We start from the raw sequence: 14,468 nt of genomic DNA, 5'->3' as shown, positions 1-14,468 counted from the left end.
GACAGGCGAACCCCAGGTGAACGCGGGACCGACGCGGCTGTGGACTCCTCCGCTCCGCGCCTGCCGGCCGGCCTCAGACCGCGCCGGGCGCGGGTATCTTTCCGGTCGTCTTCTTGTTGTCGGCCCGGCTGACCGTGCACACGACCTTGTTGAAGCCCTCTTCCCAGTCGTCCTGGTCGGCCACCCAGCCGTAGACGGTCCGGTCCTGCCCCGGTGCCCACGTCGACTCGAACTTGTTGCCGCACAGCTTCGTCGCGTTGTCGGTGCCCTTCTTGTACGTCATCCCGGTCGGGGCCTGGACGCTCCCGATGACCTGGTCGGTGTGGGGTTTGGCGCAGTCGGTGAGCGGGGCGTTGTAACTGTCCTCCTGTTCCTCGTAGACCCAGCAGTCGCCGACGCTCATCTGGCCGACCCACAAGTCGGTGCCCGCGTCGCGGAAACGGCCGACCTCACCACCTATCGAGGCATGGCGGCCGAGTACGAGACATGCCGTACCGCCGCCCGCCGCGGTGAAGCCCTCCTCCGTCGGTACGACGGCGTAGCCGGCCGCGTCCGGCAGTGCGTCGACGAGCGTCCGGGTCTGGTTCTCGCAGCGTTTCGCGCCCTGCGCGCGGGCGTCCGCGTGGTCGGCGGCGGTGTCGATCGCGACGACCTGCCCGTCCGGCCAGTCCTCGGCGCAGTCCACCAGCCCCAGGTTGGGCTCCGACTTGAACGGCGTCCCCGACCACACCGCCTGCACACAGTCCCCGGGCTCCAGGGGTTCCCCGAGCCCGACCACATCGCCGTACGGCAGCACGGGCCCCGCCGGCGGCGCCGAGGCCGACCCCTGCGATCCGCTCGCACTGGGCGAGGCCGACCGCTTCGTCGCCGCGTCCTTCTTGCCGTCGTCGTCCCCGGTCACCAGGACGACCCCCCACGCGCCACCGGCGATGACCAGCACGGCGGCCACGACGAGGGCGACGAGAGCGATCCGCTTCTTCGCGGGGGACGGCGGGGGCGAAGCCTGCCCACCGGGAACGCCGGGAGCGCCGGGCCCACCCGGGCCGCCGTAACCGCCGTACCCAGGCTGCGCGGGGACGCCACCGGGGTACGCCGACTGCGTGGCGCTGCCGCCGTATGAGGCCTGGGAGCCGCTGCCGTACGGCGATTGGGCACTGCCGCCGTACGGCGGCTGGGCACCGCCGCTCGCGTACGGCGAACCGGGCGCCTGCGCATAGGGGTTGCCGACGTCCGGCGGCTGCGCCGCGGGACGCCGCCACGGGTCGTACGCCGACGGGCCGGGTGTTCCGCCGGGCGTCGCGGGGCCGCCGGATTCCGCACTTCCGGAGCCCGCCCCGCCCCCGCTCGGGCCGCCCGAGCCAGGACCGCCCGAGCCGACACCGCCGAAGCCAGGACCGCCGGATCCCGGGGTGGCCGGGTCCCCGGCCCCGGGGCCCGCGAGAGCGCCCGCACCGGCGGTACCCGCCTGGGTGTGCGGCGTCTGCGGCGTGTTCGGCGTCTGCGGCGCACCCGGCAGCGGTGGACTCCCCTGCGCCGGGCCGCCGCCCCACCCGCCCGGCGGGCCGGAGACATAACCCGGCGGCGTGCTCGCCACGTACCCGGGCGGCGGGCCGTCCACCGCCTCGGCGCCCGGCGAAGCGCCTTGGCCCCCTGGCGGAGCGCCTTGGCCTCCCGATGCCCCGCCATGGCCCCGCGGCATCGCGTCATGGCCCTCCAGGGCCGCACCGTGGCCCTCGGGCGAACGCCCCGCCCCCGCCGGTGCCGCGCCGAACCCCTCGGGGGGCGGCCCGAAGCCTCCCGGCGGCGCGGCGAAGCCCGCCGCCGCGACCGGCGCCGCACCCCAGCCAGGCGGCGCCCCGGGCCCCGCGCCCCCTTGCACCACCCGCTCCAGTCCCCGCGCGACCGTCTCCGACGAGAACCTGCGCACCGGATCCTTGACGAGCAAACCCAGCAGAACCGGGGTCAGTTCGCCCGCCCGCACCGGCGGGGTCGGGTCCTCGCCGAGCAGCGCCGTGAGGGTCGCGTAGTCGCCGTGGCGGTCGAAGGGGCCGCGGCCCTCGACGGCGGCGTACAGCGTGGCGCCCAGGGAGAACATGTCGGCGGCCGGCGTGGGCGGTTCACCGCGGGCCCGCTCCGGGGCGAGATAGCCGGGTGTCCCGAGAATGCCGGCCGTGGCGGTGAGCCGCGGTTCCTGGGACTCGGGCATGAGGGCGATGCCGTAGTCGGTGAGCAGCACGCGCGCGTACGGGTCGCCCGAAGAGTCCGGTGCCAGAAGGATGTTGGCCGGTTTCACGTCCCGGTGGAGAATGCCGATGCGATGACCCGCGGTGAGCGCGTCGAGGACGGCGAGTCCGATGCGCGCCGCCTGTGCGGGCTCGAGCGGTCCTGAACGCCGTACGACCGCCTGGAGGTCGATCGCGTCCGGGACGTACTCCATGACGATCCACGGCAGCCCTTCGTGCACCACCACGTCGTGAACCGTCGCCACGTGCGGGTGTCCGCGCAGCCGGGCCGCGTGCCGGGCCTCGCTGCGGGCCCGCGCGATGCGCTGCGTGGGCTCGGTCGAGTCCATCGGCACGCCCGGAAGCGCGATCTCCTTCATCGCGACTTCGCAGGCCAACTCCTCGTCGTACGCGAGCCACACGCGGCCCATGCCGCCCGCGCCGAGCGCCCGCAGCAGCCGGTACCGCCCGTTGATGACCCTTCCTTCGCCCTGATCCGGCGTCTCCCCCGCCATCGCGCCTCCCCCGAGACTGCGCGCCTCCCCCGAGAACGCGCGAAGTTTGTCCCTCGAAGGTAGCTTCGCACCCACCACTGACAGGAGCCCTTTTCCGGAGCAATCCCGCCAGACCTGACCCATGCGACTCAAGAGGGCACGCATGCCTCAGACGTGACGACGTGTAGAGGGGACCGGCCCCTTGGGATCAGGCCGGGTCGAGGAATCCCTGCTCCACCAACAGCCGGATCTGGGCGGGCGTACGGTCGCGCAGCAACACCGGATCCTCGCCGACCAGTTGGGCGATCGCGTCCAGGATGCGGCCCGCGCTCAGCGAGCCGTCGCAGACGCCCGCGAAGCCCGCGCCGACCGTGTCCACCTTGGTGGCCCGCCGCATCCCGCGGTTCTGGCGCAGCACCACGTGCTCAGGGTCCTCGGCGCCGGGCAGCCCCACCTGTTCCTGGACGATCTCGGCGCCGAGCTTGAAGTGCCCTGCGAGCAGGGCCGCGTCGTCGTGCGCCCGCAGGTAGTCGAGGCGCTCGAAGTGCGCCCGGACCGTGTCGCCGAGCGGCTGTTCGACCGGGTGCGGCCACTCCTCCGCGGTCACGGAGGGCACCGCGGCGTCCGTCCTGCGCAGCGTGATCCAGCCGAAGCCGACGGCCTTGACCTTGCGCGCCTCGAACTCGTCCAGCCACGCGTCGTACCGCGCCTGGTACTCGGCCACGTCACCCCGATGGTCGCCGGCGTCCCTGAGCCACAGTTCGGCGTACTGCGTGACGTCCTGTACCTCGCGCTGCACGATCCACGCGTCGCACCCGCGTGGCACCCACGACCTGAGCCTGTCCTGCCAGTCCTCCCCCTCCACGTGCTGCCAGTTGGCGAGGAACTGCGCGAACCCGCCCTCGCTCAGCCGCTCCCCCGCCTGCTGAACGAGCGTGCGGCACAGATCGTCCCCGCCCATCCCGCCGTCGCGGTACGTCAGCCGGGCGTCCGGCGAGATCACGAACGGCGGGTTCGACACGATCAGGTCGTACGTCTCGTCGTCCCGGATGGGCTCGAACAGCGAGCCCTCGCGCAGATCGACGGCGGGCGCGCCGGACAGCGCCAGCGTGAGCGCGGTGATGTGCAGGGCGCGCGGGTTGAGGTCGGTGGCCGTCACGCGCGTGGCGTGCTGCGCGGCGTGCAGCGACTGGATCCCGGAGCCGGTGCCGAGGTCGAGGGCGGCTGAGACGGGCGTACGGACGGTGATGCCGGCCAGCGTCGTGGACGCGCCGCCCACCCCGAGCACGACACCCTCGTCCCGGCTACCGATGCCACCGGCGCCGCCGACCGCGCACCCGAGGTCGGACACGACGAACCAGTCCTCGCCATCGGGCCCGCCGTACGGCCGTACGTCCACGGCCGCGGCCACCTGGTCCCCGTCGACGCGAAGCAGCCACCCGTCCTCCAGGCAGGCGTCCACGGGCAGAACGCCCTCCACGCGCGCGTGCGGCACGGGCTGCTGCAAGAGGAACAGCCGTACGAGCGTCTCCAGCGGCGTGTCTCCGCGTGTCGCCCGGAGTGCGGGCACGATCTCGCTCCGGGCGAGCGCCGCGTACGCGGGCGCACTGAGCAGCTCGAGCAGCCCGTCGGCGGTGAAGGAGGCCCCGAGCAGGGCGTCCCGGAGCCGGGCGATGGCGTCGGGGCGGTCGACGGAGGGCAGGGAGTGCAGGCTGGCGTTACTCACGCCCCCATTGTGACCCTCGTCCGGCCGCCGAGGGCGACTCAGCTGTCGGTGGCCGAGGCCGACGCGGTTGCCTGCTTGCAGCCCTCCTGGCCGAGCAGTGCCTGCTTGGTGTCGCCGCTGGCTTCCAGCTTCTTCAGCGCGTCGAGCGCGCTCTTGCGCTGGCTCACCACGTCCTTCATCTCGTCCGAGACCTCGCTCAGCCCGGACGCGAACTTCCCCTGGTCCTTCGTGTTCAGCCCGTCCATCTGCTTCTTCAGGTCGGCGTAGGTCGCGGACAGGGCCGTGAGCTTCTTGATGGCGTCCTTCTGGTTCTTCGCGCCGTCGTCGACACCCGGAGGCGCTCCGGCGTCCTCCAGGAGGGTCGCGCGTGCCTTGAAGCCCTCGGAGAGGTCCTGGAAGGCCTGCGCGTCGACCTTCTGGAGCTCCTTGGGCGGGCTGTCCTTGGCCGCCTTCGTGATCGCGGCGTCGGCCGCCGCGATCTTCGCGTTCTGCGCCGGCGCCGCGTCGCAGATCCGCTTGGCCCAGGCGTCCAGCTCCTTGTTGCCTTCGTCGCTGCTGCATCCCGTCAGCGCCAGTACCAGTACCGCACCGCCGGACAGTGCGGCCGTGAGCTTCTTGTTCACCGGATTGGTCCCTTCCATGGCTCTCGGCCCCGGAACATACACGGCATGTGGGCGTCAGCCGTGTGACAGATGACCATTTCGTAACACTTTGAAGCCTTATACGCCTTGAGAGAGAAGGCTCACGATGAGGGCGTGAAGGCACCGGGGCGGGCGGTCGGCGCGACATCGCGCGCCTCCCGCCCGCCCCGGTGAGCTGGGCCCCTGGCAAGCCCCGCTACGAAACCACGGCAGGATCAACCGACTTGGGCTCCTCGGCGTTGTCTTCGTCACCCACGGCGATCCCGCGCCGCTTGGAGACGTAGACCGCGCCCGCGATCACCAGGAACGCCAGGACCGCGATCGTGATCCGTACGCCGAGGCTCTCGTCGTCGCCGTAACTGAACTTGATGACCGCGGGCGCGATGAGCAGCGCCACCAGGTTCATCACCTTCAGCAGGGGGTTGATCGCCGGGCCGGCGGTGTCCTTGAAGGGGTCGCCGACCGTGTCGCCGATCACCGTCGCGGCGTGGGCCTCGCTGCCCTTGCCGCCGTGGTGGCCGTCCTCGACGAGCTTCTTGGCGTTGTCCCACGCTCCACCGGAGTTGGCGAGGAACACCGCCATCAGCGTGCCCGTCCCGATGGCACCGGCGAGGAACGAGCCGAGGGCACCGACACCGAGCGTGAACCCGATGAAGACCGGCGCCAACACGGCGAGCAGTCCGGGCGTGGCGAGCTCGCGCAGGGCATCCCTGGTGCAGATGTCGACGACCTTGCCGTACTCCGGTTTCTCGCTGTAGTCCATGATCCCGGGATGCTCGCGGAACTGCCGCCGCACCTCGTACACCACAGAACCCGCCGACCGCGACACGGCGTTGATCGCGAGCCCCGAGAAGAGGAAGACGACCGCCGCGCCCGCGATGAGACCGACGAGGTTGTTGGGCTGGGAGATGTCCATCATCAGGCTCATCGGCGCGCCTTCGCCGGAGAGTTTCTCCCCGACGTCCTGCGCGCCCGTGATGATCGCGTCACGGTACGACCCGAAGAGCGCCGAGGCCGCCAGGACCGCGGTGGCGATGGCGATGCCCTTGGTGATGGCCTTGGTGGTGTTGCCGACCGCGTCCAGGTTGGTGAGCACCTGCGCGCCCGCGCCCTCGACGTCGCCGGACATCTCGGCGATGCCCTGCGCGTTGTCGGAGACGGGCCCGAAGGTGTCCATCGCGACGATCACGCCGACTGTCGTGAGCAGGCCGGTACCCGCCAGGGCCACCGCGAACAGCGCCAGCATGATCGACGTACCGCCGAGCAGGAACGCCCCGTAGACGCCGAGGCCGATCAGCAGGGCGGTGTAGACGGCCGATTCGAGCCCGACCGAGATTCCGGCGAGGACCACGGTGGCCGGGCCGGTCAGCGAGCTCTTGCCGATGTCCTTGACCGGCCGACGGTTGGTCTCGGTGAAGTAGCCGGTCAGCTGCTGGATCACGGCGGCGAGCAGGATACCGATCGCCACCGCGACGAGGGCCAGGATCCGCGGGTCGCCGCCCTTGCCCTGGATCGCCGCGTCGGTGACGCCGTCGAGGTCGGCGTACTTTCCGGGGAGATAGACGAAGACGGCGATCGCCACCAGCACGAGCGAGATCACCGCGGAGATGAAGAAGCCGCGGTTGATCGCGGACATGCCGCTGCGGTCGGAGCGGCGCGGGGCCACGGCGAAGATGCCGATCATCGCCGTGAGGACACCGATCGCGGGGACGAGCAGCGGGAAGGCGAGTCCGGCGTCACCGAAGGCCGCCTTGCCGAGGATCAGCGCGGCGACCAGCGTCACGGCGTACGACTCGAAGAGGTCGGCCGCCATGCCCGCGCAGTCGCCGACGTTGTCGCCCACGTTGTCGGCGATGGTCGCGGCGTTGCGCGGATCGTCCTCCGGGATGCCCTTCTCGACCTTGCCGACCAGGTCGGCGCCGACGTCGGCGGCCTTGGTGAAGATGCCGCCGCCGACACGCATGAACATCGCGATGAGCGCCGCGCCGAGACCGAAGCCCTCAAGGACCTTCGGCGCGTCGGCCGCGTACACCAGCACCACACAGGAGGCGCCCAGCAGACCGAGCCCCACCGTGAACATGCCGACGACGCCGCCCGTGCGGAAAGCGATCTTCATGGCTTGGTGCGAGACAGCGGTGAGATCTTTTTCCGGCTCTCCTTCTGCCGGTGTCGCCTCGCGCGCGGCGGCGGCGACGCGCACATTGCTCCGTACGGCGAGCCACATACCGATATAGCCGGTGGCCGCCGAGAACGCCGCGCCGATCAAGAAGAACGCCGATCGTCCTGCGCGCTGATTCCAGTCGTCCGCGGGCAGCAGCATGAGCAGGAAGAACACGACCACGGCGAATACGCCGAGCGTGCGCAACTGCCGGGCCAGATAGGCGTTCGCGCCCTCCTGGATCGCCGTCGCAATCTTCTTCATGCTGTCCGTGCCCTCGCCCGCCGCGAGTACCTGGCGCACCAGGACCCCTGCCACCACGAGGGCGGCCAGGGCCACGACGCCGATGACCGACACCAGGACCCGGTTTCCGTCGGTGAGTACCGCTGCCGCGAGGGCTGTGGAGTGGTCAAGCTGGTCTGGGGAAGAAAGCCCCGCCATTCGTCCTCCTTGACGCTGGGGCTGAGCTCAAGATGTGGACGGATTCTAGAGATCTGTTCCTGATCAAAACAGTATGCGGCAACCGGAATCTACTGCACCCGGAGTAACGCCTCGAAAGCATTTTCACTCGATCCAATGATCGGAAATTGATCGTGAATTACTTCACGAATTCAAAATGCTCTTGAAAAAACACTGAGGGCCCTGCTCAGCAGGGCCCTCGGAAGTGAAGTGTTACGGGTGTGTCGGCGACGCCGGGAGCGTCAGGGAAGCACGGTGACCGACGGTGTGGTCGGCCACGTCATACGAATCGATCCGCCGTGTTCCCCGGCGGTGACCTCCACATCGTCGACGAGGCCGCTGATGACCGCGAGGCCCATCTCGTCCTCCTCGGTCTCGGCATCCTGCTCATCGCCGGCGGCACCGGGTGCCCGGTCGCCGGGAGCGTGGCGCGGCGCCTCGTCGCCGACCTCGATGGAGAACTGTTTCTCCTCCTCGGTCAGCACCACCTTCACCGGTGCCGTGATGCCGCCGTTCTGGTGCAGTCCGACGGCACGGGTACAGGCCTCGCCCACGGCAAGCCTGACCTCGTCGAGGACGGCCTCGTCCACTCCGGCCCTGCGCGCCACTGCTGCCGCCACCAGTCGGGCGGTCCGGACGTGCTCGGGCAGCGCGCTGAAGCGGAGTTCAACGGTGGCCATGCATCCCCCTCGGAACTACGGGCGCGTGCTGTCGGGGGACCGGCCTGCCGACGCCCGGACCCCCTTGTTGACCTCTGCCGTCCCGGGTGCGGACGGGTGCCCGCACCCGGATCGGTGGTCAGTCGGTTGCCGCCACCGCTTCCTCGACCGAGGTGTGGATCGGGAACACCTTGGTGAGGCCGGTGATACGGAAAATCTTCAGAATGCGCTCCTGGTTGCAGACCAGGCGCAGCGAGCCCTCATGGGCACGCACCCGCTTCAGTCCGCCGACCAGTACGCCGAGCCCGGTGGAGTCGAGGAAGTCCACGCCCTCCATGTCGACGACAAGGTGGAAACTGCCGTCATTCACCAGCTCGACCAGCTGCTCGCGCAGCTTGGGCGCGGTATATACGTCGATTTCGCCACCGACCCTGACGATCGTGCGATCGCCGATGGTTTCGGTCGACAGAGACAGGTCCACGGATCCTCCAGCACCTTGCTATCGAGCGGTCGCCCGTTGGGACACCTCGGCTTGAAGCCCCCAGGACGGTTCGCCAGCCGCGATGGCATTCAATCACTTACCGGCAGGCGTGCACGACGCCTTGGTCCCATTGTCCGTCACGCCAGTGACACACTCGGTGCCGATGGCCAAGAATCACCGATCCGATCGACCCTCGGCGCAGCCCGTCTCCCGGCTCTCGCCGGGCACGATCCTGGACCGGCTCGCCGCGGGGCCGAGCCGGGCTTCGCGCATCACTCATACGGAGCACTTGCCCCCACGTGAGGGCCGCCATGCCGTCTGGCCGGACCGGATCCGCTCGGAGGTCATCGCCGCGGTGCAGGCCTGCGGCATCGAACATCCCTGGGCGCACCAGGCCCGCGCGGCCGAGCACGCCCTGGACGGCGAGTCCGTGGTCGTCGCCACGGGCACGGCGTCCGGCAAGTCCCTGGCGTACCTCGTGCCGGTCCTGTCGACGCTCCTGGACGGCTCCGAGGCCCCGAACGGCCGTGGCTCGACCGCCCTCTACCTGGCCCCCACGAAGGCCCTCGCGGCGGATCAGTGCCGCTCCGTGAAGGAACTTTCACAACCGCTCGGCCATTCCGTGCGCCCCGCGGTGTACGACGGCGACACGCCGGTCGAAGAACGCGAATGGGTCCGCCAGTACGCCAACTACGTCCTCACCAACCCCGACATGCTGCACCGGGGCATACTCCCGTCCCACCCCCGCTGGTCCTCCTTCCTGAAGTCGCTGAAGTACGTCGTCATCGACGAGTGCCACACCTACCGCGGCGTGTTCGGCTCCCACGTCGCCCAGGTGCTTCGCCGCCTGCGCCGCCTCTGTGCCCGCTACGGCGCCTCCCCCGTGTTCCTCCTGGCCTCCGCGACCGCCGCCCAGCCCTCGGTGGCCGCCGGCCGCCTCACCGGCCTGCCGGTGGTCGAGGTCGCCGACGACGCCTCCCCCCGCGGCGAACTGGTGTTCGCGCTCTGGGAGCCCCCGCTCACCGAGATGCAGGGCGAGAAGGGCGCGCCGGTCCGCCGTACCGCCACCGCCGAGACCGCCGAGCTGCTGACCGACCTTGCCGTCCAGGGCGTCCGCACGGTCGCCTTCGTACGCTCCCGGCGGGGCGCCGAGCTCATCTCGGTGATCGCCCAGGAACGCCTCGCCGAGGTCGACCGCTCCCTCGCCCGGCGCGTCGCCGCGTACCGCGGCGGCTACCTCCCCGAGGAACGCCGCGCCCTCGAACAGGCCCTCCACTCCGGCGAACTCCTCGGCCTCGCCGCGACGACCGCGCTCGAACTCGGCATCGACGTCTCCGGCCTCGACGCCGTCCTGATCGCCGGCTACCCGGGCACCCGCGCCTCCCTGTGGCAGCAGGCGGGCCGCGCCGGGCGCGCCGGACAGGGTGCGCTGGCGGTGCTGGTCGCCCGGGACGACCCGCTGGACACCTTCCTCGTCCACCACCCCGAGGCCCTGTTCGACCAGCCCGTCGAGTCCACGGTCCTCGACCCCGACAACCCTTACGTGCTCGCCCCGCACCTGTGCGCGGCGGCCGCGGAACTGCCGTTGACGGACGAGGACTTGGTGCTGTTCGGCCCCGCGACCGAGGAGCTGCTCCCGCAGCTGGAGGCCGCAAAGCTGCTGCGCCGCCGTACGAAGGCCTGGCACTGGACCCGCCGGGAGCGGGCCGCCGACCTCACCGACATCCGGGGCGAGGGCGGCCGGCCGATCCAGGTCGTCGAGGCCGGCACGGGCCGCCTGCTGGGCACGGTCGACGAGGGCGCCGCTCACTCGACCGTGCACGAGGGCGCGGTCCACCTGCACCAGGGCCGTACGTATCTGGTGCGCTCGCTGGACCTGGAGGACTCGGTCGCCCTGGTCGAGCAGGCCAGCCCTTCGTATTCGACGGTCGCCCGCGACACCACGTCCATCTCCGTCCTGGAGACGGACGTAGAGATCCCGTGGGGCGCCGGCCGCCTGTGCTACGGCTCCGTCGAGGTCACCAACCAAGTGGTCTCCTTCCTGCGTCGACGACTCATCACCGGTGAAGTACTGGGCGAGACGAAACTCGACCTCCCTCCTCGTACGCTGCGCACGCGTGCCGTGTGGTGGACGGTCACCGAGGACCAGCTGGACGCCGCCCGCATCAACCCGGAGATCCTCGGCGGCGCCCTGCACGCCGCCGAGCACGCGTCGATCGGCATGCTGCCCCTCTTCGCCACCTGCGACCGCTGGGACATCGGCGGCGTGTCGATCCCCCTGCATCCCGACACCCTCCTGCCGACCGTCTTCGTCTACGACGGCCATCCCGGCGGCGCGGGCTTCGCGGAGCGCGCCTTCCACACCGCCCGCGAGTGGCTGACCGCCACCCGCCAGGCCATCGCCTCCTGCGAGTGCGACGCCGGCTGCCCGTCCTGCATCCAGTCCCCCAAGTGCGGCAACGGCAACGACCCGCTGCACAAGAGGGGGGCGGTGCGGTTGCTCACGGTGCTGTTGCAGGGGGCACCTGGGGAGGAGGCTGTGGGGGCCGGGATTGCTCCGCAGGGATCTCCGGTGGCGGCGGGAGATGCTCCGCAGGAGCCTCGTGCGGAGGCGCCGGAGGAGTCCGGGGCACCAGCGGATCCGGCGGTCCCGCAGGTCCCGCCCGCGCCCTGACCTCCGCCGCGAACGGACCCCGCCCCGACGTCGCCGTCACGTCCGAGGTCTCGCCCACGATCGCGCACCGCACGAGCCGCGTGCCCTGGGCTCGCGCCACCCGGTCCGCCCGGGCGCAGGCCGCCGTGCCGCCGTCCGCCCAGTGGTCCGCCGCCGCGAGCGCCGCGAGATCCGCACCGCCGGCCGCTCGATGCCGGGTCACGACGGCCTGTCCCATGGCGAGGACGACACCGAACACCACGCACAGCACGGCGATCGCCCCTACGCTCCACACGGTGGCGGAGCCGCGGTCCCTGCTCCGAACGGCCGCACGGAGGCGGGCCGAGAAACCGCCACTCATCTCCCCTCCCCCGCCGTCTCCTCCACCACCGCCACGGCCTCCTCCCGCACTTCGAACGGCAGACCGTGCAGCGCAGGCGGCTTCGCCACGACCGCCACCCGCACCTGGTCCCCCTCCCTGCTGACGGTGACCTCCGCATCGCGCGGTGCCGCCTGCCGGGTGATCTCGACGACCGCGTCGGCGGCGTCCTGGCGGGCCGCGGCGCGGGCGCCGGTACGCGCCGCATCCACGCACTGGATCTGCGCGGCCACCACGAGCAGCCCCCACACCAGCGCCATCGCGAAGATCACCAACACGGGCAGCACCATGGCCGACTCCGCCGTGACGAAGCCCCGGTCCGTCTCCCGCTCACATCTGCGCATCGAGGGCCTGCTTCACGATGTTCTGCAACTCCGCGTTGACCTGACCGCTCGTCACCACCTTGTAGAGAACCACCGCGAACGCCACCGCCGCGACGATCCCCATGGCGTACTCGGAGGTGACCATCCCCCCGTCCCTCCGCGCCGCCCGCGCCCTGCACACCAGGGCGACCAGCCGTGCCCGTACCGTCTTGTACATCTCAACCCCCGTGAGGTTCCGTTCCGTTGACCAGCTGACTTCTTGCCGGGCGTCGGCCACTCGGCCCACGCCTCCTACGCCTCCTACGCCTCCTACGTGCCGTCGCTCCCGTCCTGTGTCATCCACCACCCCCTCCCAGCGCCCCGCCCGCCAGTCCGATCACCACGGGCAGTACGCCGACCGCGATGAACGCGGGCAGGAAGCACAGCCCCACCGGCGCGCTGACCATGACGGCCGCCCGCCGCGCCCGTGCCGTCGCCTCGCGCGTCCAGTCGGCGCGGGCGTCCGCGGCGAGCCTGGCGACCGGTGCGGACGCGGGGAGTCCGGAGACGCCGGCCCGTTCCAGGAGCCGCGCCAGGGTGCCGGCGCCCGGCGTGGAGGCGAGTCGTCGCCAGGCCTCGCCCGGTTCGCCGCCGAGTCTCACCTCCGCCGCGCCCCGTGCCAGCCCTTCTCCGACCGGACCACCAAGGGCTTCGCCCAGCGCCTGGGCCGCGATCACCGGACCGGCGCCCGCCGCGATGCAGGCCGCCAGGAGGTCGGCCGCGAGGGGGAGTTGCCGAGCCGCCTCTTGGGCGTCGTACTCCGTCTCGGCCCTGGCGGCCGCCTGCCGAAGCCGCCACCGCCACAGCCCGGCGGCGGCCACCAGGCCCACCACCGCACCGGCGAACCCACCGACCAGAACCCACCCGGCACACGCCACCCCCGCCATCGGCAGCCACCGCCGAGTGACGTCCCGGAGGTCGATACGCGACCCCGCGGACGTCTCCCCCTCCGCCACCAACAGCTCGGCCAACCGCCGCCGCACTCTCCGCTCCCGCCGTACCGACTCCAGCCACCGCGCGAGCCACCCGAGGACGAGCACCACCCCCACCGCCGCCCCCAGCCTGTGGACAACTTCCGCACTCACGTCGCCGCCTCCCTTCCCAGACCACTGCCGGCTCCCGCTTCCGCCACGTCCGCCCGCCACATCGCCTCCGCCACCCGCCCCGCGCCTCGTCGTCATCCCTCACATCGCCTCCGCTCCCCGCACGATCTGCATCGCCCACCACATCCCCAACGCCTCCAGCAGGCCGCCGACCAGCAGACATCCCAATCCCGCGCCGGTGTGCAGCAGTACATGCAGCGGATCGGCACCCAGGGCCGTACCGAGGGCAAGACCCAGGACCGGCAGGCCCGCGAGCATCACCGCTGTCGACCGGGCACCCGCCAGCTGCGCGCGCAGGTCCGCCCGCTGATCACGCTCCGCGCGCAATGCCCCTTCGAGTCGGTCGAGTCCGGCGGCGAGGCCCGCGCCCTGGTCCACGGCAACCCGCCAGCAGGCCGCAAGCCCCACCAGCCCCTCGGCACCCGGCTGTCGCGCGGCAACAGCAAGCGCGGCCGGAACATCACCCCCAAACCGCGCCGCCGCCAGCACCGCCGCCTGAGCCTCACCAAGCCGACCGGCGTCCTGCAGCACTCGAGCACCACCGGACCTACCTGACCCACCGGACCCACCGGCCCTACCGGCCCCACGGAGGCCTCTGGCTGCCTGAGCGACACCAGCCCCTCCAAAACCGCGCACAGCCCGAGCCCCACCCAGCCCTCCAAAACCCCGCACCGCCACCAGCGCGTCACCAAGCCGTTCGGAGTCCCGCACCGCCGCCTCTCCCTCACCAAGAGCGCCGTCGGCCTCCCGCACCGCCCGCACCAGCGCCTCCCCCGGCTGCCGGCCGGACCGCACCTCCCCGGCCAGCGCCCCGCACAACGCGATCACCGCGTCCCCTCGACGCTCCCGGGCACGCCGCGCCTCCCCCGCCAACCGCACCCGCCGCAGCAACGGCACCCCGGCCGCCCCCGCGACGGCCGGCAGCACTGAGGAACCCAGCACCGCCAGCACCAGCCCGACGGCCACCGCCCACCACTCGGGGCGCAGTCGCCCGCGAATCCGCCGCAGTGCTTCGGCCAGTTGCCGCCGGGCGGGCTGCCCGGCACCCACCACTCCGCCACCCGCGAGCAGCAACTGGGCCCGCCGAGCGCCGGGGTGCCGCCCACCGAGCAGCCAGAGAGCAGCCCCCAC

Annotated in this window: 11 protein-coding genes and 1 pseudogene; 1 reads left to right on the top strand and 11 read right to left on the bottom strand. The window is 71.8% G+C overall.

Annotated features, from left to right (window positions below; genetic code table 11):
- Window positions 1–73 precede the first annotated feature (73 nt).
- From QFZ76_RS28400 to bldG, 6 genes are all read right to left on the bottom strand, one after another.
- Window positions 74–2,737 carry a protein kinase gene (locus tag QFZ76_RS28400; RefSeq protein WP_307676376.1) on the bottom strand — a complete coding sequence of 888 codons (2,664 nt, stop codon included), beginning with the start codon at window positions 2,735–2,737 and terminating at the stop codon, window positions 74–76.
- Window positions 2,738–2,924: 187 nt separating this feature from the next.
- Window positions 2,925–4,442 carry a class I SAM-dependent methyltransferase gene (locus tag QFZ76_RS28395; RefSeq protein WP_307676375.1) on the bottom strand — a complete coding sequence of 506 codons (1,518 nt, stop codon included), beginning with the start codon at window positions 4,440–4,442 and terminating at the stop codon, window positions 2,925–2,927.
- A 38-nt stretch (window positions 4,443–4,480) separates the two neighbouring features.
- On the bottom strand, window positions 4,481–5,083 hold the full coding sequence (locus tag QFZ76_RS28390) for a small secreted protein (protein ID WP_307676374.1): 603 nt from the start codon (window positions 5,081–5,083) through the stop codon (window positions 4,481–4,483).
- Between the two features lie 196 nt (window positions 5,084–5,279).
- Complete coding sequence (locus QFZ76_RS28385; RefSeq protein ID WP_307676373.1) at window positions 5,280–7,682, bottom strand: sodium-translocating pyrophosphatase; 2,403 nt, start codon at window positions 7,680–7,682, stop codon at window positions 5,280–5,282.
- Window positions 7,683–7,942: 260 nt separating this feature from the next.
- Complete coding sequence (locus QFZ76_RS28380) at window positions 7,943–8,380, bottom strand: ATP-binding protein (protein ID WP_307676372.1); 438 nt, start codon at window positions 8,378–8,380, stop codon at window positions 7,943–7,945.
- A 118-nt stretch (window positions 8,381–8,498) separates the two neighbouring features.
- Window positions 8,499–8,840, bottom strand: coding sequence for an anti-sigma factor antagonist BldG (bldG, locus tag QFZ76_RS28375; protein ID WP_024885807.1), 342 nt, complete (start codon window positions 8,838–8,840; stop codon window positions 8,499–8,501).
- Between the two features lie 82 nt (window positions 8,841–8,922).
- Between bldG and QFZ76_RS28370 the strand changes: the two genes are divergently transcribed.
- Window positions 8,923–11,514: a DEAD/DEAH box helicase gene (locus QFZ76_RS28370; RefSeq protein WP_307676370.1), complete on the top strand. Its 2,592-nt coding sequence runs from the start codon at window positions 8,923–8,925 to the stop codon at window positions 11,512–11,514.
- On the opposite strand, the pseudogene QFZ76_RS28365 reads toward QFZ76_RS28370, so the two are convergent.
- From QFZ76_RS28365 to QFZ76_RS28345, 5 genes and pseudogenes are all read right to left on the bottom strand, one after another.
- Window positions 11,435–11,854, bottom strand: a pseudogene (locus QFZ76_RS28365) (Rv3654c family TadE-like protein); the annotation flags it as partial. The gene QFZ76_RS28370 and the pseudogene QFZ76_RS28365 sit on opposite strands and share 80 nt — an antisense overlap.
- Window positions 11,851–12,216, bottom strand: a complete 366-nt coding sequence (locus tag QFZ76_RS28360; protein ID WP_307676369.1) for a TadE family type IV pilus minor pilin — start codon at window positions 12,214–12,216, stop codon at window positions 11,851–11,853. The gene QFZ76_RS28360 and the pseudogene QFZ76_RS28365, both read right to left, overlap by 4 nt.
- Complete coding sequence (locus QFZ76_RS28355; protein WP_307676368.1) at window positions 12,203–12,412, bottom strand: DUF4244 domain-containing protein; 210 nt, start codon at window positions 12,410–12,412, stop codon at window positions 12,203–12,205. Before QFZ76_RS28355 ends, QFZ76_RS28360 begins: the two co-directional genes overlap by 14 nt.
- A 118-nt stretch (window positions 12,413–12,530) precedes the next feature.
- Complete coding sequence (locus QFZ76_RS28350; protein WP_307676367.1) at window positions 12,531–13,319, bottom strand: type II secretion system F family protein; 789 nt, start codon at window positions 13,317–13,319, stop codon at window positions 12,531–12,533.
- A gap of 99 nt (window positions 13,320–13,418) precedes the next feature.
- Window positions 13,419–14,468, bottom strand: a complete 1,050-nt coding sequence (locus QFZ76_RS28345) for a type II secretion system F family protein (protein ID WP_373464366.1) — start codon at window positions 14,466–14,468, stop codon at window positions 13,419–13,421.

Origin of the sequence: Streptomyces sp. V4I2 (genome assembly GCF_030817655.1) — a bacterium.
Taxonomy (GTDB): Bacteria; Actinomycetota; Actinomycetes; order Streptomycetales; family Streptomycetaceae; genus Streptomyces; species Streptomyces plumbiresistens.
Note: the sequence above shows the minus strand (reverse complement) of the source record. Positions and strands in the feature narration are given on the sequence as shown.

Coding starts and splice junctions, on each gene's coding strand:
- QFZ76_RS28385 (WP_307676373.1), bottom strand. CDS start 7,682: ATGGCGGGGCTTTCTTCCCCAGACCAGCTTGACCACTCCACAGCCCTC.
- QFZ76_RS28355 (WP_307676368.1), bottom strand. CDS start 12,412: ATGTACAAGACGGTACGGGCACGGCTGGTCGCCCTGGTGTGCAGGGCG.
- QFZ76_RS28400 (WP_307676376.1), bottom strand. CDS start 2,737: ATGGCGGGGGAGACGCCGGATCAGGGCGAAGGAAGGGTCATCAACGGG.
- QFZ76_RS28390 (WP_307676374.1), bottom strand. CDS start 5,083: ATGGAAGGGACCAATCCGGTGAACAAGAAGCTCACGGCCGCACTGTCC.
- QFZ76_RS28380 (WP_307676372.1), bottom strand. CDS start 8,380: ATGGCCACCGTTGAACTCCGCTTCAGCGCGCTGCCCGAGCACGTCCGG.
- QFZ76_RS28360 (WP_307676369.1), bottom strand. CDS start 12,216: ATGCGCAGATGTGAGCGGGAGACGGACCGGGGCTTCGTCACGGCGGAG.
- QFZ76_RS28370 (WP_307676370.1), top strand. CDS start 8,923: ATGGCATTCAATCACTTACCGGCAGGCGTGCACGACGCCTTGGTCCCA.